This is a genomic window from Streptomyces sp. NPDC058663 (assembly GCF_042716745.1).
Taxonomy (GTDB): Bacteria; Actinomycetota; Actinomycetes; order Streptomycetales; family Streptomycetaceae; genus Streptomyces.
In genome coordinates this window covers 1-24,723 of the sequence record NZ_JBHXRV010000069.1, presented here as the reverse complement: position 1 = coordinate 24,723, position 24,723 = coordinate 1, and the positions used below count along the sequence as shown (strand labels likewise).

Sequence of the window (24,723 nt, the reverse complement as noted above, 5' to 3'; positions counted from 1 at the left end):
GGTCACCCACGCACTACTCTTACAGCCTCAATATTTGTCGCGTGACAAATATAAGCACAGAGGCCGCACCGATGCACGGAGTGGGGGGCGGGCGGGAGGGGCGGGCGGGGGCTCCGAAAGTTGCCGTTTGACAACTATGGAGATCAGGCAACATTCTTACGAGCGGTCTCGATGGCGAGGTCGCTGACCAGCGCAGCCCGGAGCCTGCCGGGCCCGGGACCGGAGAGGCCCAGGTGCACCCTCATTACTGGCACACGGCTCCGGCACCCTCGCCGCTAGGCGGGCCGGCCGATCTGCACGCGCACGTTCTGGATTTCCGCAATACCCGGTGGGCTCTCCGTTCTCCTGCTCCGGGACCCGCCGCTGCGGGAGCGGTGCGTGTGCGGGGGAGCACCCCCCGGTGCCCCGTCGTTCGCCCGGCGGAAGGCGTCGAGCCCCCTCGCGAGGGCTTCCTGGTCCTGGGGGGCCATGGCGGCGAGCGTCGCGGCCAGAGCCGCCTCGCGATGGCCTCGGAGCTCGGACAGGTAGGTGCGGCCCGGCGACGTGAGGCGCAGCAGCACTTCGCGCCGGTCGGTGTCGCTGTAGGCGCGCTCGAGGTAGCCCAGGGCCTGGAGCCGGTCGCACAGCCGGCTGACCGAGGACGGGGCCGCCCCCAGCTGCTCCCCCAGGGTGCGAAGATTGAGCCCGTCCCCTTTGTCCAGGATGTACAGCACGCGTAGCTGTGAGGTGGACACAGGGGCCGTCGGCACCGCCTCCCGGCCCCGTTCCCACAGCATTTCCAGTTGTTCGACCACGGCACGTGCGGACACCGCGGCCGCGGGCGTCGTGGAATGTGCAGCAGCCGGGTCGGTACTCCGCACCGCGATACTCCGATTCAGCCTGCCGGCCTCGTACGAGAGCCGGTCCAGCAGTCAGTTTGCCAGCCTTGTTCGTTGAACCTTGCCGAACTTCGAGCTTCTCGGACTTCCAGAGCCTCAGGGAAAGGCCCCGCCGCCCCATGGAAAGATTCGCCTTCGCCGACCGGGCTCTGCGTGCCGCAGCGCCTCATGCTCTGTTCGAGACGGTCCGCTCCGTGTGCACCGGCCAGTACGGGGCCACCGCCGTGGACCTGTGGATGGCCGATTACGCAATGTCCATGCTCCAGCCGGTCACGGTGCTGCCCTACACCGCGGACCCCGTTCCGGTACGGGGCAGCGACCCGGGCCGCGCCCTCGGCGCTCAGCAACCTTATGTCTGTGAGATCCGCTACCCGCAGTCTCCCACCTCACACTCGCCCCTGCGGGACGGAACAGATCGCCCGGACGTCCCGGCCGCCGTGACCGCCCACTTGCCGGTGAGCGTCCGCGGCGACCGCCTGGGGGTGCTCTCGGTCACCCTTCCCGGCGACCGGCACACGTCCGAGGCGCTGGACGAGCTCGCCCAGCTGGCCAGCCTGCTCGGCCACGAGATCGTCGTCGCCGACCGGGACACCGACGTCTACCTCCAGGCCCGCCGCGCCAGCCGCCTCACCCTCGCCGCGGAGATGCAGTGGCAGCTGCTGCCGGGCCGCTCCTGCACCCGCCCGGAGTACACCCTGGGCGCCCAGCTGGAGCCCGCGTACGCCATCTACGGCGACAACTTCGACTGGTCCACCTCCACCGACACCCTGACGCTCACCGTCACCAACGGCATGGGTGAGGGCATCAAGGCAGCCCTCCTCACCAACCTCGCCATCAACGCTCTGCGCAACGCCCGCCGCGCCGGCCTCCCTCTCGCCGACCAGGCCGCGCTCGCCGACCAGGCCCTCTACGGCGAACACCAGGGCAGCCAGCACGTCTCCGCGCTGCTCCTCGAGTTCGACCTCGCCACCGGAGCCGTCGAGGTCATCGACGCCGGCTCCCCCAAGATCTGGCGGCTGCGCCGGGGCAAGGTCGAACCGATCACCCTGGACGCCCAGCTGCCGCTGGGCATGTTCGAGGACACCCCCTACGCCTCCCAGCACCTGACCGTCGAACCCGGCGACCGGCTCCTCTTCGTCAGCGACGGCGTCTACGACACCCCCTCCCCCACGGGCGAACGCTTCAGCGCCCAGCCCCTCACCCGCGCCCTGCACGACACCCGCCTCCTCCCCGCACCCCAAGTCCCCCAGGCGGTACTGGAATCCCTCACCACTCACCGCCGCTCCGGCCGCGGAAACGACGACGCCATGGTGGTCTGCCTCGACTGGCGGGGCAAAGGTCCCGCACCCGCCGAGCACCCCGGCACCCGGTAGAGCCGGAGCGCGGAGGAGACCGGCCCCGAAAGGACCCTCGCCAGAGGTGACGGGGGGCTCAGCCTCGGCGACCCCGTGTCAGACCCGTGTCAGGGCGGTCAGCCGGCCTTGATCAGGTCCGCGCACTTCTCCCCGATCATCATCGTGGTGATGCACGGGTTGACCGCCGGGAGGAACGGCATCACGGAGGCGTCCGCCACCCGCAGGCCGGTGACGCCCTTGACCCGGAGTTCGGGGTCGAGCGGTGAGTCCGCGTCGTCCTCGGCGCCCATCCGCACGGTGCCCGCCGGGTGGTAGACGGTGTTGTGGGTCTCCCGGATGTAGGAGAACAGTTCCTCGTCGGTGGTGGCGTCCGGGCCGGGGGCGAGCTCCGTGCCCGTCCACCCGGCCATCGGGGCCTGCGCGGCGATCTCACGGGCGAGGCGCAGCCCGTGCGTCATCACCCGGATGTCGTGCTCATGCGTGAAGTAGCGCGGGTCCACCTTCGGCTTGTCCCGGAAGTCCCGGGTGCGCAGCCGCACCGTGCCCATGGAGCGGGCGCGGGTGACGTTCGGGGTGAGGCAGAACGCGTTGTCGGAGGTCGGGTAGCCGCGCCGGTAGGTGTTCATGTCGAAGGGCACCGAGCCGTAGTGGAACATCAGGTCGGGGCGGTCCAGCCCCGGTTCGGTGTCGGCGAAGATGCCGATCTCCCACCACTGGGTGGAGGAGGTGACCATGGGCTGCTTCGCCTCCCACATGATCACGCCCTCCGGGTGGTCCTGGAGGTGCTCGCCGACGCCGGGCGAGTCCACCCGCACCTCCACACCGCAGTCGCGGAGCTGCCCGGCCGGTCCGATGCCCGACAGCATCAGGAGCTTCGGCGAGTCGATGGCCCCGCAGGAGACGATCACTTCGCGGCGCGCGCGGACCGTACCGGAGTGGACGGTGTCGGGCTGGAGGTACTCCACGCCGGTGCAGCGGCGGTCGTCGTCGAACAGCAGCCGCTTGGCCTGGAGCCCGGTGCGTACCTCCAGGTTCGGCCGCTTTCCGAGGACCGGGTGGAGGTACGACACGGACGCGGAGGAACGGGTGCCGTCGGTACGGGAGTTGATCTGGAACCAGTGTGCTCCGCGCACCACCGTCCGGCCCGTGTTGAACGGGGTCGTGGGGATGCCCGCCGCGGCGCAGGCCTCCAGCAGGGCCGCGCCGCACGGGTCGTTCGGCGGGACGGTGCGGATGTTCACCGGGCCGGAGCGGCCGTGGTGGTCGCCGGGGGCGTCGTTGGTCTCCAGGCGCCGGTAGAGCGGGAAGCAGTCCGCCGCGCTCCACCCCGTACAGCCCAGCGCGCCCCATTCGTCGAGGTCCTCGGCGGGCGCCCAGAAGGCGATGCAGGAGTTGTGCGAGGAGCAGCCGCCGAGGACCTTGGCGCGCGCGTGCCGCATGAAGCTGTTGCCGTTCTCCTGCGGTTCGACGGGGTAGTCCCAGTCGTATCCGGACTCCAGCAGGGCCATCCAGCGGTCAAGCCGGAGGATGTTGTCGTCGCCGACGTCCGAGGGTCCGGCCTCCAGCACGCAGACGCTGACGTCCGGGTTCTCGGTCAGCCGGGCGGCGACGACGGCACCGGCCGTGCCGCCGCCGACGATCACGTAGTCGAATGCGTGGACAGGGCTGTGGGCAGGGCTCTGGGCGGACATCGCAGCATCTCCGTATCGGGGGGTCAGGAAGTGGTCTCGGTGCGGTGTTCCGCGAGCACGCCCGTCTTGTGCCGCTGTACGAACCAGTAGTAGGTGAAGCCGCCGAGCGCGACGACACCGACGAAGAGGAACGCGCCCCAGCGCAGGTACCAGTGCTGCGGCCCGGTGGCGTTGTAGACCTCCGCGCGCGGCCAGGCCAGGTTGAGCGACATGGCCGCGCCCCACAGCACGGCGAGGATGTTGACCGGCAGTCCGAACCTGCCGAGCGAGAACTTGCCTTGGGCGGGCTGCCAGGTGCCGCGCAGGCGCCGGATCAGCATGGGGACGGTGACCAGCAGGTACGCCACGTAGATCATGATGATCGCGATGCTCGTGATGACCGAGAAGATCTGCGGCTGGTTGATGTTGATCACGAGGATGCCGACGGCCACCAGGCCGATGACGATGGCGGGCGCGACGGGCGTCTGGAAGCGCGGGCTGACCCGGGCGAGCAGCGAGGACGCGGGCAGGCAGTTGTCGCGGGCCATGGCGAACGCGAGGCGGATGCCGGCGGCGTGCACCGCCAGTTCGCAGACGGTGATCGCGATGACGACGCACCAGAGCACGATCTCGCCGATCGTGGAGCCGAGCGTGCTGAGCACCACGTACTGCAGGCCGTCCACGGACAGTTCCTTGGCGTGCAGGTCCGGCACGGCGAGCAGTGCGAAGAGCAGGATGAGTCCGCCGATGAGGAACGAGGCGATCAGCGCCCGCAGGATCGCGCGCGGGGCATTGCGGCTGGGGTCGAGGGACTCCTCGCCGAGCGAGGACGCCGTGTCGAACCCGTACATCACATAGGCCGAGGCGAGCGAGGCGGTGAGGAACGAGCCCAGGTAGCCCAGCGACTCGCCGCTGCCCAGCCCCTGGGTCTCCATGACGGCGCTGGGCCCGCGGGTGATGTGGGCGGCCAGCAGCACGATCAGGACGACGGCGGCGATCAGCTCGATCAGTACGCCCGCGGAGTTGATACGGGCCATCAGTTTCACGCCGAACGCGTTGATCAGGGTGGTGAACAGGATCAGCACCGAGCCGAGCAGCACGGCGTTCTTCGCCGAGTCGGTGGTGCCCGAGCCGTCCCCGACGAACTGGAAGCTTTCGGAGATCTGCGGCAGCGTGACCTGGTACGCGAGAGCCACCGCGGCCAGCGACACCATGGTGGCGGTCACCATCATCCAGCCGCCCAGCCAGCCCACGTGCGGGCCGCCGAGCTGCTTGGCCCAGTTGTAGACGGAGCCTGCGACCGGGAAGCGGGCGGCGAGTTCGCAGAAGCAGAGGGCCACCATCAGCTGGCCGACGAAGACCATCGGCCAGGACCACCAGTAGGCGGGTCCGCCGAAGGTGACTCCGAAGTAGAAGAGCTGGAAGGTGCCGGTGAGGATGGAGATGTAGCTGATCCCGGCGGCGAAGGTGTGGAAGTTGCCTAGGGTGCGCTTGAGTTCGGGGCGGTAGCCGAGCGCTCCGAGCGCGTCGTCGTCGTCCTTGCTCTGGGCGAGGGCGGCGTCGGCCGCGCTCGGCACCCCGCCGCCTGCGGCAGCGGCGTCGGACCGGTCCGGAGTCCCGCCGGAAGCGGTGCTCATGCGAACCACCTCTGCGGAACCGGAGCGAGGTTGCGCCAGACGTGCTTGGCCTCCTGGTACTCGGCGAGGCCGGCCGGGCCCAGCTCGCGCCCGAAGCCGGACTGCTTCATCCCGCCCCACTCGGCCTGGGGCACATAGGGATGGAAGTCGTTGATCCATACGGTGCCCGCGCGCAGCCGGGAGGCCACGCGCTGCGCCCGGCCGGTGTCCTGGGTCCAGACCGCCCCCGACAGGCCGTACACGGTGTCGTTGGCGAGGGCGACCGCCTGTGCCTCGTCCCGGAAACGTTCGACGGTGAGCACCGGGCCGAACGACTCGTCGCGCACCACGGACATCTGGGCCGTGCATTCGTCGAGCACGGTCGGCGGGTAGTAGAAGCCGTCCTGCAGCGCCGGGTCGGTGGGGCGGACCCCGCCGCAGCGCAGCACCGCCCCTTCCGCCACGCCTGCGGCCACGTACGCCTCGACCTTGTCGCGGTGCGCGGCGGAGATCAGGGGTCCCGTGCGGGCGTTCACGTCGAACGGGCCGCCGAGCCGGATGTCCTGGGCGCGCTCGACGACCTCGTCGACGAACGCGTCGTGCAGTTCGTCCTGGACCAGCAGCCGTGCTCCGGCCGAACACACCTGGCCGGAGTGCAGGAAGATCGCCATCAGGGCGTAGTCGACGGCCGCTTCGAAGTCGGCGTCGGCGAAGACGATGTTGGGGTTCTTGCCGCCGAGCTCCAGGGCGACCTTCTTCACGGTGGGGGCCGCGGCGGCCATGATGCGCCGCCCGGTGAGGAGCCCGCCGGTGAACGACACCAGGTCGACCCGGGGGTCCTCGCTGAGCGGCGCGCCCACCTCGGGGCCCGCGCCCAGGACCAGGTTGGCCGCCCCGTCGGGCAGCCCGGCTTCGGCCAGCAGGCGCATCAGGAGGATGGCGGTGTGCGGGGTCAGCTCACTGGGCTTGAGGACGAAGGTGTTGCCCGCGCCCAGCGCGGGGGCGACCTTCCAGGCGGTCTGGAGCAGGGGATAGTTCCAGGGCGTGATCAGCGCACACACGCCGACCGGCTCGTGCACCACGCGGCTGTCCACTTCCGGATTTCCGGTGTCGACGACCCGGTCCGTACCGCCGGACGCCGTCAGGTTGCCGAAGTAGCGGAAGCAGTTGGCGATGTCGTCCATGTCGTACTCGCTCTCGACGAGCCGCTTCCCGGTGTCCAGGGATTCGGCGCGGGCGAGGGCGTCCTTGTCGCGTTCCAGCAGGTCGGCGACGCGCAGCAGGAGGCGGCCGCGCTCGGCGGCGGGGGTGGCGGGCCACGGGCCGTGGTCGAAGGCCTCCCGCGCGGCGGCGATCGCCGCCGCGGCGTCCTTGGGCCCTGCCTCGTCGACCGTCGCGACCAGGGTGCCGTCCGCCGGGCAGCGGATCTCACGGACCTGCCCGTCGACGGCGGCGGTCCACGTGCCACCGATGAACAGTTCCGGCATGGGTGCTCCTCCGGGGTCGGACGGCGGGCCGCCGAGCGCGGCCCGTTCCCGCACTCGCAGACGCGCGTGCCTGCGGTGAGTGCTCCGTCAGCCAGACCTTAAGGAGACCGGGCCCCGTTCGCAGCGCGGGAGAACCCGAGTGGCCCCTTCGCTCCTTCGCTGCGCACGCCGGGGCAGGTGACGGTCCGCAGGTCGGGATGGGCGCTCGCGGGCCGGGGCGCGGCACCGCGGGAGTGCGGCGGCGTACGCCCGATCAGGTACGGCCGGTCCGGTACGACAGACAGGTCGGAACCGTCCGCCGCATCGGCACCGTCCGCTTCGTGGGCGCCGTCCGCCGCATCGGCACCGTCCGCTTCGTGGGCGCCGTTCGCTTCGTGGGCGCCGTCCGCTTCGTGGGCGCCGTCCGCCGGCTGCCCGGCCGGCCCGGCCGCCGGGGCGCCCCTGGCGCGGCCCGCTGGTCAGCTGTCCCCGCGCCAGGCCCGGTCGGCGAGCAGGCGCAGTCCGTTGAGGGCGACGAGGACGGTCGAGCCCTCGTGTCCGGCGACGCCCAGGGGCAGCGGCAGGGTGCCGATCAGGTCCCAGGCAGCCAGGACGGCGATGCAGGTGCCCGCGATGACGAGGTTCTGGATCACGAGGGCGCGGGCCCGGCGGGAGAGGGCGACCACGGCGGGGACGGTGGCCAGTTCGTCGCGTACGACGACGGCGTCGGCGGTCTCCAGAGCGAGGTCGGAACCGGCGCGTCCCATCGCGATCCCGGTGTGGGCGGCGGCCAGGGCGGGAGCGTCGTTGACACCGTCCCCCACCACGAGGACCTTGGCACCGGCGGCCTGGAGCTCGTGGACGGCCGAGACCTTGTCCTGGGGCAGCAGGCCCGCCCGGACGTCGGTGATGCCGACCTCGGCCGCGAGGCGGGTCGCGGCGCGGGGGTTGTCGCCGGTGACCAGGACCGGTGCCCGGCCGGTGAGCTCGCGCAGGGCGCGGACGGTGGCGGCGGCCTCGGGGCGGAGCCGGTCGGCGATTCCCAGGACCCCGGCCGGCCTGCCGTCGAGGGTGACCAGCACGGCGGTGTGTCCGCCTTCCTCCAGTTCGGCGGCGACGGCGGCGGCAGCCGGGTCCGCGGGGGTGCCGAGGAGACGGGCCGGGCTGCCGACGGCGACGGTGCGCCCGTCGACCGTGGCGCTGACGCCGGTGCCGGGGCTGGAGGTGAAGTCCTCCGCGGCCGGAACGGCGATTCCGCGCTCCCGGGCGGCGTCCACGACGGCGCGGGCGAGGGGGTGCTCGCTGGGGTGCTCGGCGGCTGCCGCGAAGCGCAGCAGGGAGGTTTCGTCGAGGGGCGATGCGGTGCCGGAGACGGAACCGGCCGCGCCGTCGGAGCCGTCCGCACCGACAGGACCGGCCAGGCCGAGAGGGCCGGCCGCACCGACAGGGCCGTCCGTGCCGAGAGGGCCGTCCACGCTGTCGAGGACCCGCAGCTCCGTCACCCGTGGGGTGCCCTCGGTGAGGGTGCCCGTCTTGTCGAAGGCGACCGTGTCGATCTGGCCCAGGCGCTCCATGACGACGGCGGACTTGACCAGGACGCCGTGGCGGCCGGCGTTCGCCATCGCGGAGAGCAGCGGCGGCATCGTGGCGAGCACCACCGCGCACGGCGACGCCACGATCATGAAGGTCATCGCGCGCAGCAGCGTGGGCTGGAGGTCCGCACCCAGGAGAAGGGGGACGGCGAAGATCAGGAGGGTGGCGGCGACCATGCCGAGGCTGTAGCGCTGCTCGACCTTCTCGATGAACAGCTGCGTGGGCGCCTTCGTTCCGGCGGCGTCCTCGACCATCTGGACGATCCGGGCGATGACCGACTCCGAGGGGTCGCGCGTGACCTCCACGCGCAGGGCCCCGGAGCCGTTGAGGGTGCCGGCGAAGACCTCGTCCCCCTGGTGCTTGGGTACGGGCAGCGGCTCGCCCGTGATGGTGGCCTGGTCGACGTCGCTCGCGCCGTCGAGCACCCGGCCGTCCGCTCCGATCCGCTCCCCGGGGCGTACGAGGACGACATCGCCGACGGCCAGTTCGCCTGCCGGGACGGTCTCCTCCGTCCCGTCGGCCGCGAGCCGGGTCGCGGTCTCAGGCGCCAGGTCGAGGAGGCCGCGTACGGAGTCGGCGGTGCGTGCGGTGGCGATCGCCTCAAGCGCGCCGGAGGTGGCGAAGATGACGATCAGCAGCGCGCCGTCGAGGACCTGGCCGATCGCGGCGGCGCCGAGGGCGGCCACCACCATCAGCAGATCCACGTCGAGGGTCTTGTCCTTCAGCGCCTTGAGGCCCTCCCAGCCCGGTTCCCAGCCGCCCGTGACGTACGTGGCGGCGAACAGCGGACCCCACAGCCAGGCCGGGGCGTCCAGGAGGTGGAGCGGGAGGGCGCACAGGAACAGCGTCAGCGCCGCGAGGGCCCACCGGGCCTCGGGCAGCGTCAGGATCCGGGTGCGCCGCCGGGGTGGCGGGGCCGAGGACGCTCCGGCGCCGGTCGGCGAGGGCCGTTGCAGGACAGAGGACATGACGGAGTGACCCTTCACGGGCGGACGGGGTGACCTCCTCACCATACAAGAACAACTGAACAGGTCTTCAAGTGTCGTCCGTATGATGGGCTCATGGGTCATGGAATGAACGCCACCGGCAGCGCCACCACCCGCGAGCGTCTCGACGCGGTCGGCGCCGCCGATGTCGCCGCGACCCTTCAGGCCCTCGCGACGCCCTCGCGCCTGTACATCCTGGCCCGGCTCCGGGAGGGGCCCTCCTCGGTCGGCGATCTCGCCGCCGCCGTCGGCATGGAGCTCTCCGCCTGCTCCCACCAGCTCCGTCTGCTGCGCAACCTCGGGCTCGTCACCGGTGAGCGGCACGGCCGGTCGATCGTCTACGCGCTGCACGACGACCACGTCGCCGAACTTCTTGACCAGGCGCTGTACCACGTCGAGCATCTGCGCATCGGGGTCCGCGACCTCCCCGTCGGGCTCGCCGGGGAGGCCGGTGCCGCGGTCGCCGTCGAATAGCCCCGGATCGCACAGCCGGAGGTCCGGCCGCCCCGGTACTGCGGCCGGTCCCGGCGACGCTCCAGGTCCGGGTGCTCAGGCGGGGATCCGGGCGAGGCTCCGGTTGAGCGCGCTGCCGGGCCGGGCCGTGAGCTCCTCCCAGGTGCCCTCCTCGGCGATGCGTCCGGCTTCGAGTACGGCGATGCGGTCGGCCCGGCGGATGGTGGCGCGGCGGTGGGCGATGACGAGAGTGGTACGGCCCTCCTCGTGGAGTGCGGTGGCGAGTTGGGCGTCGCTCGCGTTGTCCAGGTGGGCGGTGGACTCGTCCAGTACCAGGACCCTGGGCCGCACCAGGAGCGCGCGGGCGAGGGCGATGCGGGCGCGCTGACCGCCGGAGAGGGTGGCGCCGCGCTCACCGACCAGGGTGCTCAGGGGGGCGATCAGGTCGACGCCGCACCGGCGGGCCGTCTCGGCGAGGTGGTCGTCGTCGGCGTCCGGGGCGGCGATCCGCAGGTTCTCGGCGAGGGTGCCGTGGAAGAGCGGGGTCTCCTGGCCCACCAGGGCGACGGCGCGCCGGAGTTCGGCGTCGGCCACGTCGCGGATGTCGAGCGGGGTCCCGTCGGCCGGTATCAGCTGGATCTGCCCTGCGGACGGGTCCCAGAAGCGGGCCAGCAGGTGGGCGCAGGTGGACTTGCCGGCACCCGAGGCACCGACCAGGGCGAGCGTCTGCCCCGCGCGGACGGTCAGTTCGACGCCGTCCAGGACCGGCCCGCCCCCGTAGCCGAAGCTCACCCGGTGCAGCCGGACACCCAGCGGGCCGGCCGGGAGCGGGCGGGGCGCGGCGGCGGGCGGGGCGAGCGCGGGGGCCTTGACCGCCGCGCCGACGCGGGCGGCGGCTGCGCGCAGGGCCACGGCCTGGCTCAGGGACCTGGCCGACTCCGCGACCGGGCCGAGGACGGCCAGGGCGAGCGCCATCGCCGCCGGGGCCCACGCGCCGTGCAGCCTGCCCGAGGCCAGGGACTGCGCCGCCGCGGCCACCACGCCCAGGACGGCCACCACGATGAGGAGATCGCGGAGTGCGGCGACGGCGGCCTCCCACGTCGCCTCGGACCGCTGCGCGCCGCCCACCTGCCGTCCACGCTCGGTCAGTTGCCGCCGCCGTCCGGTGAGGGCGCCGAAAGCGAGCAGCTCCCGCAGCCCGTCGACGATCTCCACGGTGTCGGCCGAGAGGTGCGCGGCTGCGGTACGGGTGCGGGCGCCGCGCGCCGCCCGCCCGCGCGCCTCGGCGAAGGGGGCCGCGACGAGGAGTGCCGCTACCGGCAGTACAGCGGCAAGCAGCCATGGCTCGACCGTGGCGAGGACCACCGTACCGCCCGTGAAAACCGTTCCTGCCGCGAGGAGTTGGGCGGTGGTGTGGGCGTAGAAGAACTCCAGAGCCTCCACGTCGGCCATCGCGGTGGCGGCGAGGTCTCCGCTGCGCCGCCCCGCGACACGGGCGGGTGCGCTGCGGGCGAGCCCGTCGAAGACGCGTACCCGCAGGGCGGCGAGAACCCGGTAGGCCAGGTCGTGCGAGAGGTCCATCTCGCGCCAGGTCGTCAGGGCCCGTACGAGAACGAGGGCGGCGAGCACCACGACGGTACCGGCCGACGGGGCTCTGCCTTCGCTGACGGCCGTGCCCACGGTGTGCGCCGCCAGCGTCACGAGCGCGACGAGGGAGCCCTGTTCGAGGAGGGCCGCGCCGCAGGTGCGGGCCGTCATGGCGCGGTGCGCGGCGAGTGCGGGCAGGAGGGCGCGCAGTGCGCCGCGCTCGGGCGCGTCCGCCCCGGTCCTCGCGTGGGGGCTGTTGGCGGTGTCAACGGCACTGCTCATGCGGCGAGTTCTCCTCGGTGGGTACGGCCGGCTTCGACGAGCCGGGCGTAGACGCCGCCGGCCTCGACGAGAGCGGAGTGGTCGCCGGTCGCGTCCACTCCTCCCCCGTCGAGGACGACGATGTGGTCGGCGTGGCGGACCGCGGCGAGCCGGTGGGCGATCACCAGGACGGTGCGGTCGGCTGCGGCTTTCAGCAGGGCGCGGACGATGTCCGCCTCGCGGCGTTCGTCGACCGCGCTCGTCGCCTCGTCGAGCACCAGGACGGGGGCGTCCGCGAGGAGGGCCCTGGCGAGCGCGAGCCGCTGCCGCTGCCCGCCGGAGAGGGTGGCGCCGCGTTCGCCCAGGACGGTGGCGTAGGCGTCGGGGAGTGCGGCGATCTCGTCGTGGACGCCGGCCGTGCGCGCCGCCGCCGTCAGGTCGTCGTCGGTGGCGTCCGGCCGTGCCAGGCGCAGGTTGTCGGCGATGGTCGCGTGGAAGAGGTAGGTGTCCTGCGACACCACGGCGACGCTCCGGCGCAGCGCTTCGAGGGTGTACTGGCCGGTGGGGCGCCCGTCGAGGGTGATCCGGCCGCCGTGCGGGTCGTGGTGGCGCAGCAGCAGTGCCACGAGGGTGGACTTGCCGGCGCCCGACGGGCCGACGATCGCCGTGGTGCGTCCCGCCGGCGCGGTGAAGGAGACGCCGCGCAGGGCTGCCTCGGACGCCCCCTCGTAACGGAACCGGACGTCCTCGAAACGGAGTTCAGGGGGTGCGGTCCACTGCGCGGGCGCCGTTCCGGTGTCGCGGACGGCGGGCTCGGCGGTGCGCAGCGCCGCGAGGCCGTCGGCGGCCGACGCGCCGAGGTATCCGGCGTGCCACTCGCGGGCGAGGTCGCGGACCGGCCGGAAGCACTCGGAGGCCAGCAGCAGTACGAGGTAGGTGCCGGTCGCGGTGGCGGCTCCGCCGACGGCCGACCAGGAGGCGAGGAGCGCGGCCGCGGCGATGCCGCCCTGGACTGCGAGGTCGGTGATGCCGGTGTCGACCAGGGAGACGCGCAGTTTGGCGACGGTCGCCCGGTGCAGTGCCGCCGAACGCTTCTCCAGGCGTACGCGGGTACGGCCGACCGCACCGGCGGCCCGCAGGGCGGGCATGCCCTGGAGCGCTTCCAGGTAGTCGGCGCCCAGCCCTTCGTAGGTGTCCCAGTGCGCCTTGCCCCGGGCGGCGAGGAGACGGTCCCAGGCGCGCGGGCCGCACAGGGCGAGGAGCAGGGCCGGGACGAGGCCGAGCAGCGCCACGGGCTGCACCACGGCGAGGGCCGCGAGGACCAGGGGCGGCACGGTCAGGGTGATCAGGAGTTGGGGCAGGTAGCGGGAGACGTACGCGTCGACGCCCTCCACTCCGTCGACGAGCGTGGTACGGACGGCTCCGGCGCGCGCGGTGGTCAGGTGGGCGGGGCCCAGCCGTCCCAGGTGGGCGACGAGTTCGTCCCGCAGCGCCACCCTGACCTCCGCTCCCGCGCGGGTGGCGGTGCGCCGCTGCCACATGCTGAGCACGGTGCGGGCGGCGACGACGGCGAGTACGGCGGCGAGCAGCCACGGCAGCTCGCCGGTCTGGCCGCGGGCCAGGGCGGACAGGGCGAGGGCGAGCAGGACCGCCTGCGCCAGGTGGGAGAGGGTGACGGCACCCTGCAGGAGGGTGGCGGCGAGCAGGGGGCGCCGTGCCCGCCGGGCGGCACGGCGCAGCTCGGGGTGGACGATCATGTGCGGTTCTCCTCGTCGGCGGGGAAGGTGCCGAGGGCCAGTCCGTGGACGATCCAGTCCTGGCCGGGTGGGGCGCCGAGCGCGGCGCCCAGGTCCGCCTGCTGCCAGGAGCCCACGGGGCGGGCGGTGAGGCCGAGCCGCCGGGCGGTGACGTGGGCGAGGTGGACGGCGAAGCCGGCCCGCAGGTGGGTGCGGAGGATGTGTGGCGTGTCCGCGTCCGACGGGCAGCCGCGGGCCAGCAGGACGGCTCCCGCGTCCGCGATCCAGGCCTGGCCCGCCGCCCAGGCCGCGAGCGCGGGGCGCGCCTCCCCCGCGGCGAACCGCCGCAGGGCCGTGCCGTCGGCCATCTCCACCAGGCCGGGCCGCGGGGGGCCGACGGCGGCACACCAGCGCAGGTCCTGACCGCCCGCCCGGACGGCGGTGGCAAGGACTCGTCGCAGGGCGTCCGGGGGCGGGGCGCCCGTCAACGGCGGCGGGTCGCTGCGCCGGGCCAGCAACTCGTCCGGCGTGGGCACGGCTGCCGGCGGCAACTCGTCCGGCGTGGGCACGGCTGCCGCCGGCAGCTCCCCGGGCGTGGGCACGGCTGCCGCCGGCAGCTCCCCGGGCGTGGGCGCGGCCGTCTCCAGAAGTTCCTCCGGCGCCGACGTGGGCGCGGCAGCCGCCGGTCGGGCGGCCGGCGGCATGTCTGCGCTGTGAAGGGGCGGTACGGCGGGCGGGAAGCCCGCCCGCCCGTGGGACTCCCGTGTCGGCGGGGGGATGTGCACGGCGGCCAACGGGCTCGCGGTGAGCCCGTCGAGCCGGAGTCCGGGCTCGCCCGCGCCCAGCGCGCGGGCGGCGAGGTACAGCGCCGCGGCGGCGTGCCCGGTGTCGAGCAGCAGCAGTGGCCAGGCGCGGTGACCGTAGTGGGCGACGGTGCGCTGTGCGGTGACCGACAGCTCGGCGCGCACGCCGGGCGGTGTCCCGTCGGGCTTTGGGCCGAGCCGGTGGACACGGTGGCGCAGCGGGTCGTACCCGTAGCGGCCAGGCGGCAGGGAGCAGCCGGCTCCTACGACGAGCACCGTGTCCACCGGGTGCAGCGCACCGGCGGAGGACGCGGGCCGCAGCCGTCCGCCGGGGTCCGATGCCGCGAGGGAGAGACGCAGCAGCGCTGCCAGATCGAGGTCGTCGGGTCCGGCCTCCGGGATCGCCGTCGGCGCCCCCGGCCAGGGGAGTACGGCCGTCCCGGCGCCCGTACCGGCACCGGGCCGTCGCGGGGAACGGGCGCGGGCGAGAGCGGCGGCGAGGTCCGGCGGGTGGTGCACGGCGACCGGAGCGCCCGCGTCGGGGTGTTCCACGGTGGTCCTCACATGTGGGGCGGGGGCGCCAGGGTGAAGTCCCCGGGGGCGCCAGGAGGGGTGGTGCGCCAGCCCCGGCGCAGGCCGGCTTCGGCGAGCCGTGGGCAGCCGAAGTAGCCGAAGGCCGCAGGTGCGTTGGGGAGGAGTTTTGAGACGAGGACCCGGGCCACCCGGAGGGTTGTCTCGGCCACGTCCTCGGTGGTCAGGTCGAAGGTCATGAGCCGGTGGCCGCCCGCGTGCAGCGCGCGCTCCAGACGCTCGCGGCTGCCCGGTTCGACCCGGTCGACGGACACCGTCCCGTGGGCGGGTGCGGTGAATCGCCGGGCCTCGGCCGCCATCCGTTCGTCCAGCCACACCTGCACGTGCGCGCCCAGATCCCGTACGTGCTCGAACTGTTCGCCGCACGCGTCGAGATAGCGGCCGTCGGCGCGGTGTTCCAGGTAGAGCCCGCGCGCGAGCAGACCCGCCTCGACCGCCTGGAAGACCCAGCCGCCGGGGCCGGTCAGGCCCTGGGTGAAGACCCAGGTGTGCACGGCTTCGAGAACGGCCTTGCGGGCGGCCTCCGCCGGGTCGTACTTGCAGGCGAACCCGGCCGCGTACAGCCCCAGGGCGGGATCGTGGACGAGCGCGGCCATGCACGGAGCGAACTCCGACGGCATCTCCACCAGGTGCACGTCGAGCGCGGATCCGGCCAGGTCGTCCAGCAGCCCCGGCACACTGGCCGGGTCGATGCCGCGGGTGGGTCCGTCGAGGTGCCACCACAGTTCGAGGGCGTCGCGCTCGACGACTTCCAGCAGACCGCGTTCGACGGCGTCGTCGAGGCCCTGCCCGGTGGCGATGCCCGCGTAGTTGAGGTGGTGGGTACGGGGCAGGTCCCGCAGGTCGCCCTGCCGCCAGTTGAGGTGGGTGAGGGAGACAGGGGCCCATACCTCGCTCGTACGCCCGTCGGCCAGCAGCTCGGTGCCGCGCGTCCACAGGGCGGGGGTGTCGTCGGTGAGCCTGCGGTACGGGAACTTCTCCCGCGCGTACTGCCAGGGCGCGTACGCGGGCAGGTCGTCGGGGCCGTAGAGCCGTATTCCCCGCTGCGTCAGCTCGGCGGCGGTGGCGCGCAGGGGTGCGCCGGGGTGACCGGGCGGCGGCACGCGGTTGCCGCAGTACCTCTCGATGCCCTCGGCTATCGCGGCGATCCGGGCCTGTTCCGGGTCGCCGAAGGTGGTGCCGAGGGAGACCCGGTCGGCGGGCCACAGACCGAGTCTGCGGGCGTCCGATATCTCGGCGGTGAGTGCGGTGTAGCGGGGTGGAGCACCTGCGGGGTGCTCGACGGGCTCGACCTTGCGGACGATGCCGCAGACGGGGTCGACGAGTGCTTCCAGCGGCAGCGCCGTCATCGCAGGAGCTCCTTGGCGGGATCGGTGGAGGTGGGGCGGGAGGAAAGGACGTGCAGCGTCAGCGTCACGCTCGCCGGGTCGACGTCACGCCGGGAGACGAGCAGCCGGTCGGCCGTGATGGGGTCGTCCCCGGTGTGCGGGTTGCGGGCGTGGACCGGGAAGTGGTGTCCGGCGATCTCGACGCGCAGCCGTGTTCCGGCTTCCAGGCGGCGGGCGATCCGCCCGAGTTCGACGGTGAACTCGCTGTGCGGGTAGGGGCCTTGGGGCTGACGCCCGTTGCGCCGCAGAACCCCCACGGCCAGCCGGTCGGCAGCCCCTTCCGGGGTGAGGGCGACGAGACGGACGGCCCAGTCCGCGGAGGGGCTGTCCGCTGCGGCTCGCAGCCGTACGCGTACGGGTCCGACGGCGTCCAGGGGGCGGGGCAGCGGCGGGCCGGCCAGGAGGCAGCGGTCGGCGGGTTCACCGGTGGGCACCGTGAGGTCGTCCGAGCGGACGGGGCGGTCCGGGTCGGCGGTGAAGCGGGCGCCGTGCAGCAGCCGCAGCCGCTGGACCCGCGGCTGCCCCTCCGTGTCCGCGGGCAGCCACAGGTCGCCGCCGCCCAGCGCCGACGCGCCGTGGCGGCCGGGTGCCGGCGCGCCGTTCAGCGCGTGGTGGGCCCAGCGGGCGTACAGGTCCCCGAGGACGACCCGGTGGGAGGGGCCCGCGTCGGGGCCGGGCGCGGCGACGAGGCCGTGCCCCCAGGGGCCGAGCAGCAGGCGGGCCGAGGGCCCGCCCCAGGCGCGCCACAGGGTGACGGTGTCCTCGGTGAAGTGGTCGTGATGGCCGCCGACCGCGAGCAGGGGGACTTCGGCACGGCCCGCCAGGGAGGAGAGCCGGCCGCGCTCGCGGTGTCCCCACACGGCCGCCCAGGAGGGGAGGTCGCGGCCCATGCGCGCGGGGAGGCCGGTGAGCGGCAGGTGGGCGAGCAGGCCGGGGTCGGCGGCGACGGCCCTGGCCAGCGCGTCCTCGTCGGAGTCCCGCCGGTCGCCGTGGGCGGCCCACCACCCGGCGCGGGCCAACAGCCGCTCCACGCCGGAGGGTTCGCGCGCGGTCTCGGCGGGTCCGAGCGCGGGCACGGCGGCGATGACGGCGTCAGGACGGGCGTCCGGCTCCCCGGATGCTTCGAGGGCGAGTACGAGGGCGCAGTGGGCGGCGTAGGAGGCGCCGACGGCGACGTATCGCCCGTCGCTCCACGGCTGCCGCCGGATCCACCGTGCGGCCACCGCCCCGTCGGCGGCCTCGTTCTCGTACGGGCGCCACTCCCCCGGCGACGCGAACCGGCCCCGCACGTCCTGGACGACGACGGCGAAGCGCCGCCGGGCCCAGCCGCGGGCCTCGGCGAGGTGCCGGGCGCGGTCGTAGGGGGTGCGCAGGAGTACGGCGGGAAAGGGGCCGCGTCCGTCGGGGAGGCAGACGTCCGTGGCGAGTTCTCCGACGGTCGTACGGAAGGACCTCATCGGCCCTTCTTCGGTATGGGCGGGACGGCGGGCCCAGGTGCGGCCGGGGTGGGAGCGGGCACGGGCGCGGCCGGGGTGGGAGCAGGGGCGGGCACGTCCTCCTTCGGCATCCGTGCGGCCGGGGTGGCTGCGACGGCCGGTACCGGCAGGACGGGGTGTTCGGTGACGGTCAGCAGGCGCAGGTCCACCTGCCGGAGCCGGCGCCGTGCCGGGAGCCCGGCCGTGTCGGGGGCTCCGGTGGCCCACCGGGTGAGGTCGTCGGCGAGCAGGGCCGCGAGCAGGGCGGCGGCGGGAGGGGTGAGCCCGGCGGGTGCGCCTGACGTACGGGGCCCGCTCCAGTAGGCGGCCAGTTCGCGGTGGGCGGAGGTGGCGGCGAGCCGGCGCGCCCGGACGTGGGCGGAGGTGACGTCCCCGGGGGCGGCCGCGAGGGGTTCGACGTACGCCTGCCGGCCCTCGCGGTGGCAGCGCAGCCAGGCGACCCCGTGCCCGGGCAGCCGGTCGGCGGCCTCCCACAGTCCGTCGGCCACGGGCCCGTCGAGGCACCAGACGACGGCGGCCGGGTTCCCGGCGAGCAGGTCCTCGATGCCGGGGAGGCCTTCGGGCTGTGCCGGTGACCTGCCCGCACCCGTGGCGGCCGGTACCGTCCTGGGCTCGGCGCCCAGCGCCACCAGGTGCGCGGCCAGCGGCCCGGTCAGCACCGGGGCGCCGAGGAGCCGGATGTCCCTGCGGTCGGCGGGCCAGTGCAGGGGCTGCGGCTCCTCCGCCAGGTATCCGGCCTGTTCGAAGGCGCGCACGATCCGGCTCAGCTCCTCGTCCCCGGAAGCCTCGCCGGTGCCGGTGCCGGTGCCGGTGCCGGAGAGCAGGGGGAGCAGGTCCCGTTCGTCCGCGTCCCGTGTCCTGACGCTGAGGAACTCCCCTTCGGTGGTGCGGACGGTGAGACCTCGCCCGGGCACGGCGACGACTTCGACACCGGGTACGAGCCGGGTGCGGGACACGGCGGACCTCCTGACGACTGGCGAGTGACGAATGGCGGATGACGAATTGGCGATGGGCGCTCGGCGATCGGCGCGATGCCGGGGAACGGGCGTGGGCCCGCCCGAAAGGCAACGGGCGGGCCCACGGTCGAGGCAGGGAGGCCGCGACTACTCCTCGTTGTCCTCGAAGGGGTTCTCGACGAGGGCGTTGGAGTGGGAGGCCGAGGCGTGAGCCAGCTGACCCGGGTCGGCGATCGGGGCGAAGATCTGCTCGTTGTCCATGAACTCTCCTTGTGCGTAAGGGAGATGAGGCGTTCGGTTGAGCGCCGTCACCGACACTAATGGAAGTGATTTTCATTTTCTAGAGTGGGGAGAGGGTGATCTGGGTAACACACCGGCCAACCTCCCTCGGGGTCCGTCCCGACGCGGCCGGCCACCTTGAGCACGTCCGCGAGGAGCCCCGGCGTGACGACGTCCTTGGGCGCCCCGTCGGCCACCACGAGGCCTTCTCTGAGCGCGACGATGCGTTCGGCGAACCGGGCCGCGTGGGCCAGGTCGTGCAGCACCATCACCACGGTGAGCCCGCGCTCCTCCCGCAGGCGCACCACGGTCCGCATCACGTCGAGCTGGTGGTGCAGGTCCAGGTACGTGGTCGGCTCGTCGAGCAGCAGCACGCGGGTGTCCTGGGCGAGCGCCATCGCGAGCCGTACCCGCTGGCGCTCGCCCCCGGACAGGGCGTCGACGTCCCGGTCCGCCCAGTGCTCCACCCCGACGTCGCGCAGCGCCCTGCGCACCACGGGGTCGTCACCCTCGCGCAGCATGCCCAGCGGGCCTCGTGCCGCGTACCGGCCCTGCCGCACCAGGTGCCGGACCGTCATGCCCGGTACGGCGGGTGCGGACTGGTGCAGCAGCGCCACCCTGGCCGCGGTGGCCCGCCGGGAGAGCCCGGCGAGGTCGTCCCCGCCGAGCAGGACGCGCCCCTGTTCCGGTCTCAGCAGTCCGGCGGCCAGCCGCAGCAGGGTCGACTTCCCGCAGCCGTTGAGGCCGATGAGGGCGGTCAGTTCGCCCGGCCGTACGGTCAGGTCGACGCCCCGCAGCACGGGTCGGGCAGGGTACCCGAAGTGGACGCCTTCGACGTGTATTCCCATGGCCGGGGCCGTGGACCGGGTGGTGGGCCGGGTCTCGGACTGGGTGTCCGACGGCGTGTCCGACGGGGTGCCGGACTGGGTCTCGGTCATGCCTTGTCCTCCGTGGACTTCAGAACGTATGGCTCGGCGATCGGCGCACGACGACCAGCAGCAGCGCGGCCCCGAGGCAGGCGGTGAGCGCGCCGACCGGCAGGGTGAGCCGTCCGGCGTCCAGCGCCCCTGCGAGGAGTCGCGAGGACAGCTGCGCCGCCGCGTCCGACCCGCACACCACCACCGCGCCCAGCAGCGCTGCGCCGGGCAGGCTCGTGCGCAGGTCCGCGCCGAAGACGGCGAGGGCCAGGTGCGGGACGAGCAGTCCCACGAAGCCGAGCGCTCCGACGGCGGCCACCGCGCCCGCCGTCAGCGCGACCGCGCACAGCAGGGCGAAGGTGCGGGCCTTCCGGGCGGAAAGACCGGCGGCCAGGGCGATGTCGTCGCCGCAGCGCAGCAGGGTCAGCGGCCCTGCGGTCAGCCAGGCCACGGCGCCCCACACGAGGGCCCATGGCCACAGCAGGTGCCAGTGCTCCCAGACGCGCCCCTCCGTGGTGCCCACCAGCCACTGCACGACGCTGCCGAGTTCACCGGGCTCCACGAGCAGCACCATGGCGGTGAGTCCGCCGAGCACCGCCGACACCAGTACTCCGTGCACGGCCGTTTTCGCGGGGTCCCCGCCCGTGCGGCCGGCGAGCAGCCACAGCAGCAGCGCACCGACGCACCCGCCCGCGCACGCGGCGAGTACGACGGCCAGCGGCGAGTCCCAGCCGGCGAGTCCCAGGGCCGTCGCCGTGACGGCGCCGAGGACCGCTCCCGGCGTCACACCCGTCACTTCGGGTCCGGCGAGCGGGTTGCGCAGCGCGGACTGCAGGATCAGTCCCGCCACCGCCAGGCTCGCGCCCGCTCCGAGGGCCACCAGCATTCTGGGCAGCCGCAGTTGGAGGAGGATGTGCCGCTCCGTGGCGTCGCCGCCACCGGCCAGCACGTCCCAGACCGCGGACGGGGACATGCCGCGCCCGGCCACCAGTTCCGCTCCGGCGCATACGACGGCCAGCACCGCGAGCGCCGCGAAACGCCGGTTCACCGTACGTTCTCCGTTCCGGTCGGCCGCTCTCCGGTCGGCGGTATTCCGGTCGTCGGTATTCCTGTCGACTGCTTCTCGATCGGCCGGCTTTCGGTCAACCGGCTCCCGGTCGGCAGACGTTCGGTCGGCAGACGTTCGCCCGGCTGCGCGGGCACGGCGGCATCACGTGCCGGTCCGGCCGCCGCACGCCGGCGGCCGGACCGCATCAGGGCGACCCCGGCGGGCACTCCCAGCAGGGCGGTCCAGGCGCCCGCCGGTGTCTCCACAGGAGCCAGCGCCAGCCGGGCGGGGACATCGGCGACCACCACGACAACGGCGCCCCACGCGGCGGACCACGGCAGCCAGCGCACCGCCCCCGCAAGGGGGTTGAACCAACGGGCCAGGTGCGGGGCGAGGAATCCCACCCACGCGACGGGCCCGCACACCGCGGTGACGGGCGCGATCAGGACGACGGCGATGGCCAGCGCGGCAAGCCGTGCCCGCTGGGCGCGCACGCCCAGCGCCTCGGCGTCCTCGTCCCCCAGCCGCAGCACCGAAAGGACCGGCGCGCACAGGACGAGGGCGGGGACCGCGACGAGCAGCCACGGCCACAGCCCCGACACGTCGTCCCAGGTCCGGGCGGAGAGGGAACCCAGCAGATAGCGGTAGATGAGCTGGAGGTCGAGCTGGTCGGCCATGACCATCAGGACGAGCAACGCGGCCTGCAGCGCCGCCGCCACGGCGGCGCCGGTCAGCAGCACCGCCGCCGGACTGCGCCCTAGACCGGCGGCGAGCAGGGTCAGCCCGCCGCCGAGCGCGGCCCCGCCCAGCGCGAGGAGCGGCTGGACCGCGGCGGGCAGCGACAGGGCCAGCACCAGCGGTGCCGCCACTCCCAGCGCGGCCCCCGACGAGACGCCCAGCATCTCCGGCACGGCCAGCGGGTTGCGCAGGGCCTCCTGGAGCACGAGTCCCGCCGCACCCAAGCAGGCTCCGGCGATCAGCGCCAGCACCACCCGGGGCACCCGGAGTTCGCCGACGACGATCCCGGCGAGCGTGGTGTCCCCTTCAAGGAGCGCCCCGGCGAGCCGGTGCGGTGGCACGTAGGGGGTGCCCAGGCACAGGGCGCAGAGCGACGCCAAGGTCAGTGCGGCCACTGCCACCAGGGGCTGCCACCTCCGTGCGCGCGGCGCCGTGCGGCGGGCCGCGACCGCCTTGCGGTCCGCGGCGGTGGGAGCGGAGGAGGTCGTCCTCACCGCAGCGCGGCCGTGGCCTCGTCGAGGACGATGCCCAGCGAGCGGGTACCGCGCCCCTTGGCCCACACCTCGGAGTTCACCTCGTGGACGTCGCCGTTCTTCACGGCCGGGATCTTGCTCCAGAGGGGGTTCTTCGCCAGCTTCTGAGACAGCTTGCCGTCCGCCCCGCCGAAGCTCATCGTCTCGACGAACAGCACGTCGACGTCCCGGGCGAGAATCTCTTCGAGGCTGTAACTGCCCTCCACACCACGCGACTTCCACGGGTATTCGGCGAGCTTGGGAAACAAGCCGGCGGTCACGTCGCCCTCCGGGGTCGCGACGCCGAAGTTCTCGTCGCTGCCGTAGATGATGAGCGCGGTCTTGCCGCTCGGGGTCTTCTCGGCCTTGGCGAGCTTGGTCCGGAAGGCCCGTTCGGCCTTCTCCCCCTCGGCGGTGCGGCCGGTGAGGGCCGCGGTGTCGCGCAGGTAGCCGACGCTGTCCTGCCACGTCTCGGGCTGGACGGCCCAGAAGGTGGTGGCGCCCTTCAGCGCGGGGGCGAGCTTGCCGTGGGTGTCGCCCAGACCGATCACGAGGTCCGGCTTGTGGGAGAGGATCGCCTCCACCTCGGGGGCGATGAATCCGCCGGGGATCACGTCGACCTTCTTCGCCCGGTCCTTGCCCAGGAATCCTGGGTGGGCGAGGAGTGCACTGTTGGTGGCCGCAGGGACGATGCCGAGCTCGGTCAGGATGTCGTCGCAGAGCGCGAACAGGCAGACGATCCGCTCCGGTTGCTTCGGCAGGGAGACCCTGACGCCCTTGATGTCGGTCAAGTCCCGTGTCGCCTTGATGGGTTCGACGGCGACGTCGGTCTTCGGGCCGGGGCCGGCCTTGTCGTCCGCGGCCCCGTCCGAGGGCGAGCCGCAGCCGGCCAGGACGGAACCCACCAGTGCTGCGGCGAGCCAACTACGGACGAATCTCGATGGTGCGCGCAGCATCGATGCCCTCACTTCTTCTCAGGAACCTGGAACGCACTGAACATACATGATAATCATTTTCACTAAATAGCCCTTGGGAGGATCCGTGAACGCCGCCGCATCCGCACTGCTCGTCTCCGATCACGTGGAGGGGGCCGTGACGGTGCTGTCCGTGCCGGACGGCACCGTCACGGGACGCCTCACCGGGCGCCATCTCTCCGAGCACGCGGGGTTCTTGGCGCTGCCGGGAGGGCGGGTGGCCTGTGTCGACGACCGCCGGGGCGAACTTCTGGTGCTCGACCCGTTCGCCGACGACCTGGTGGCCCTCGCCGTCCCCGTCGCCGTACCGGCCGAGCATCTCGCCTGCGATCCCTCCGGCCGCCGCCTGACGATCACGACCGGCCTGGGCGAGAACTCCGCACCGTGGTCGGATCTGTTGACCGTGGTCGACCTGGCCACCGGGGACGCCGCCCGGGTACGGACTCGTGTCGGCGAGCCGGGGGTGACGGTGCTGGGCGGGGGCGACCCGCTGGTCGTACTGCGACACCGGGAGCCCGGCGCCCTGGCCGTCCACCGGTTCGCGGACCTCCTGGCCGCCGCGCCCGGCTGTCCCGTGGTCACGCCGCACGCGCTGCTGCCGCTGCCCGACGACGGGCACGGCGACGCCCAGGACCCGGTGACGGGGCGGGTGTTCGCGGCCACCAGCGCGGGAGTGCACACGGCCCGCAGGGAAGGGGACGCGTTGGTGGCAGGGCCGGTGATCCCGTGGGAATCGCCCTCCCGTGGCTGGTACCTCCGGCTGGACACCCGGGGGCGGGCGCTGTGGACCACGTTGCGCGGAGGCCCCGCCGATCCCCTGCGGTGGCCGGAGTGGACCAACCAGGCGTGGCGGCACGACCTCGCGACGGGCCGCACACTGGTGACCGAACTCGGCCCGGGCCTCGTCTTCCGGCTGGCTTTCGCCCGGCACCACACCGCCTTCACCCGCGTTCACCCCGACGGCGACGAGCTGGTACTGCTGGGGGACGAAGGATCCCTCCGCCGCATCCCCCTCGCCGCCATGGACGGCGCGCCGCAGCGCGGGGGCACACCGTGGGAGGGCGTGCAGCGCCGCGCGGTCGCCGCCTCTCCGGGATCCCCCTGGGTGGCGGTCACCCGCGGCGGCCACGGCGAAGTCCACCTCGTCGACACGGAGACGGGCCAGGAGACGGCCCGGCTGAGGCTGGACTCTCCGCTGCATCACGGCGGCCACCTGATGCTGCTCGGCCGGCACGACGGCGCCGCCGGCGATCCCGTGGGCCGCTGACAGCCGCGGCGGCCCGCGCAAGGACACGCGGTACGTCGCCCCGTCAGACAGCCGGGGCCCGGGGCGGCCCCCCGGCCGGGGGGGCCGCCCCGGGCCCCCGGGGCGGGCAGCGGCGCGCCGACGGCAGCCGGGGCCACACGCCTGGGGTCGTGT

Annotated in this window: 19 protein-coding genes; 3 read left to right on the top strand and 16 right to left on the bottom strand. The window is 73.8% G+C overall.

Annotation, left to right across the window (positions count from 1 at the left end; genetic code table 11):
* Positions 1–275: 275 nt before the first annotated feature.
* Positions 276–860: a MarR family winged helix-turn-helix transcriptional regulator gene (locus ACFWVV_RS34530; RefSeq protein ID WP_384357166.1), complete on the bottom strand. Its 585-nt coding sequence runs from the start codon at positions 858–860 to the stop codon at positions 276–278.
* A 137-nt stretch (positions 861–997) separates the two neighbouring features.
* On the opposite strand from ACFWVV_RS34530, the gene ACFWVV_RS34525 reads away from it, so the two are divergent.
* On the top strand, positions 998–2,251 hold the full coding sequence (locus ACFWVV_RS34525) for a PP2C family protein-serine/threonine phosphatase (protein WP_384357168.1): 1,254 nt from the start codon (positions 998–1,000) through the stop codon (positions 2,249–2,251).
* 98 nt (positions 2,252–2,349) lie between these two features.
* On the opposite strand, the gene ACFWVV_RS34520 is transcribed toward ACFWVV_RS34525, so the two are convergent.
* The 4 genes from ACFWVV_RS34520 to ACFWVV_RS34505 form a co-directional block, all read right to left on the bottom strand.
* Positions 2,350–3,924: a GMC family oxidoreductase gene (locus tag ACFWVV_RS34520; RefSeq protein ID WP_384357170.1), complete on the bottom strand. Its 1,575-nt coding sequence runs from the start codon at positions 3,922–3,924 to the stop codon at positions 2,350–2,352.
* Positions 3,925–3,947: 23 nt separating this feature from the next.
* Positions 3,948–5,540, bottom strand: a complete 1,593-nt coding sequence (locus ACFWVV_RS34515; RefSeq protein WP_384357171.1) for an APC family permease — start codon at positions 5,538–5,540, stop codon at positions 3,948–3,950.
* Entirely contained in the window at positions 5,537–7,006 is a 1,470-nt protein-coding gene (locus ACFWVV_RS34510; protein WP_384357172.1) for an aldehyde dehydrogenase family protein, read from the bottom strand. The genes ACFWVV_RS34515 and ACFWVV_RS34510 overlap by 4 nt, the downstream gene beginning before the upstream one ends.
* Before the next feature lie 458 nt (positions 7,007–7,464).
* Positions 7,465–9,546: an HAD-IC family P-type ATPase gene (locus ACFWVV_RS34505; protein WP_384357173.1), complete on the bottom strand. Its 2,082-nt coding sequence runs from the start codon at positions 9,544–9,546 to the stop codon at positions 7,465–7,467.
* A gap of 93 nt (positions 9,547–9,639) precedes the next feature.
* Here ACFWVV_RS34505 and ACFWVV_RS34500 point away from each other — a divergent pair, with 93 nt between their 5' ends.
* Positions 9,640–10,038 (top strand): ArsR/SmtB family transcription factor, encoded by a 399-nt coding sequence (locus ACFWVV_RS34500; protein ID WP_384357175.1) that lies wholly within the window; start codon positions 9,640–9,642, stop codon positions 10,036–10,038.
* Positions 10,039–10,113: 75 nt separating this feature from the next.
* On the opposite strand, the gene ACFWVV_RS34495 is transcribed toward ACFWVV_RS34500, so the two are convergent.
* The 11 genes from ACFWVV_RS34495 to ACFWVV_RS34445 form a co-directional block, all read right to left on the bottom strand.
* On the bottom strand, positions 10,114–11,886 hold the full coding sequence (locus ACFWVV_RS34495) for an ABC transporter ATP-binding protein (protein ID WP_384357177.1): 1,773 nt from the start codon (positions 11,884–11,886) through the stop codon (positions 10,114–10,116).
* Positions 11,883–13,622 carry an ABC transporter ATP-binding protein/permease gene (locus ACFWVV_RS34490; RefSeq protein WP_384357179.1) on the bottom strand — a complete coding sequence of 580 codons (1,740 nt, stop codon included), beginning with the start codon at positions 13,620–13,622 and terminating at the stop codon, positions 11,883–11,885. The genes ACFWVV_RS34495 and ACFWVV_RS34490 overlap by 4 nt, the downstream gene beginning before the upstream one ends.
* Positions 13,619–14,956 carry a SagB/ThcOx family dehydrogenase gene (locus ACFWVV_RS34485; protein ID WP_384357181.1) on the bottom strand — a complete coding sequence of 446 codons (1,338 nt, stop codon included), beginning with the start codon at positions 14,954–14,956 and terminating at the stop codon, positions 13,619–13,621. The genes ACFWVV_RS34490 and ACFWVV_RS34485 overlap by 4 nt, the downstream gene beginning before the upstream one ends.
* Before the next feature lie 8 nt (positions 14,957–14,964).
* Positions 14,965–16,344 (bottom strand): YcaO-like family protein, encoded by a 1,380-nt coding sequence (locus tag ACFWVV_RS34480; protein ID WP_384357183.1) that lies wholly within the window; start codon positions 16,342–16,344, stop codon positions 14,965–14,967.
* Positions 16,341–17,840, bottom strand: coding sequence for a CocE/NonD family hydrolase (locus ACFWVV_RS34475; RefSeq protein WP_384357185.1), 1,500 nt, complete (start codon positions 17,838–17,840; stop codon positions 16,341–16,343). Before ACFWVV_RS34475 ends, ACFWVV_RS34480 begins: the two co-directional genes overlap by 4 nt.
* Complete coding sequence (locus tag ACFWVV_RS34470) at positions 17,837–18,835, bottom strand: hypothetical protein (RefSeq protein ID WP_384357187.1); 999 nt, start codon at positions 18,833–18,835, stop codon at positions 17,837–17,839. Before ACFWVV_RS34470 ends, ACFWVV_RS34475 begins: the two co-directional genes overlap by 4 nt.
* A gap of 147 nt (positions 18,836–18,982) precedes the next feature.
* Positions 18,983–19,096, bottom strand: a complete 114-nt coding sequence (amiA, locus tag ACFWVV_RS34465) for a streptamidine family RiPP (protein ID WP_260421499.1) — start codon at positions 19,094–19,096, stop codon at positions 18,983–18,985.
* A 56-nt stretch (positions 19,097–19,152) separates the two neighbouring features.
* Positions 19,153–19,962 (bottom strand): ABC transporter ATP-binding protein, encoded by an 810-nt coding sequence (locus ACFWVV_RS34460; protein ID WP_384357195.1) that lies wholly within the window; start codon positions 19,960–19,962, stop codon positions 19,153–19,155.
* 109 nt (positions 19,963–20,071) lie between these two features.
* The gene (locus ACFWVV_RS34455) at positions 20,072–21,079 is read right to left on the bottom strand and encodes a FecCD family ABC transporter permease (RefSeq protein WP_384357189.1); all 1,008 of its coding nucleotides are present in this window, start codon (positions 21,077–21,079) and stop codon (positions 20,072–20,074) included.
* Positions 21,076–22,203, bottom strand: a complete 1,128-nt coding sequence (locus tag ACFWVV_RS34450; RefSeq protein ID WP_384357197.1) for a FecCD family ABC transporter permease — start codon at positions 22,201–22,203, stop codon at positions 21,076–21,078. The genes ACFWVV_RS34455 and ACFWVV_RS34450 overlap by 4 nt, the downstream gene beginning before the upstream one ends.
* A gap of 104 nt (positions 22,204–22,307) precedes the next feature.
* On the bottom strand, positions 22,308–23,285 hold the full coding sequence (locus ACFWVV_RS34445; protein ID WP_384357191.1) for an ABC transporter substrate-binding protein: 978 nt from the start codon (positions 23,283–23,285) through the stop codon (positions 22,308–22,310).
* Positions 23,286–23,370: 85 nt separating this feature from the next.
* Here ACFWVV_RS34445 and ACFWVV_RS34440 point away from each other — a divergent pair, with 85 nt between their 5' ends.
* Positions 23,371–24,570 carry a hypothetical protein gene (locus ACFWVV_RS34440; protein ID WP_384357193.1) on the top strand — a complete coding sequence of 400 codons (1,200 nt, stop codon included), beginning with the start codon at positions 23,371–23,373 and terminating at the stop codon, positions 24,568–24,570.
* Positions 24,571–24,723: the final 153 nt, after the last annotated feature.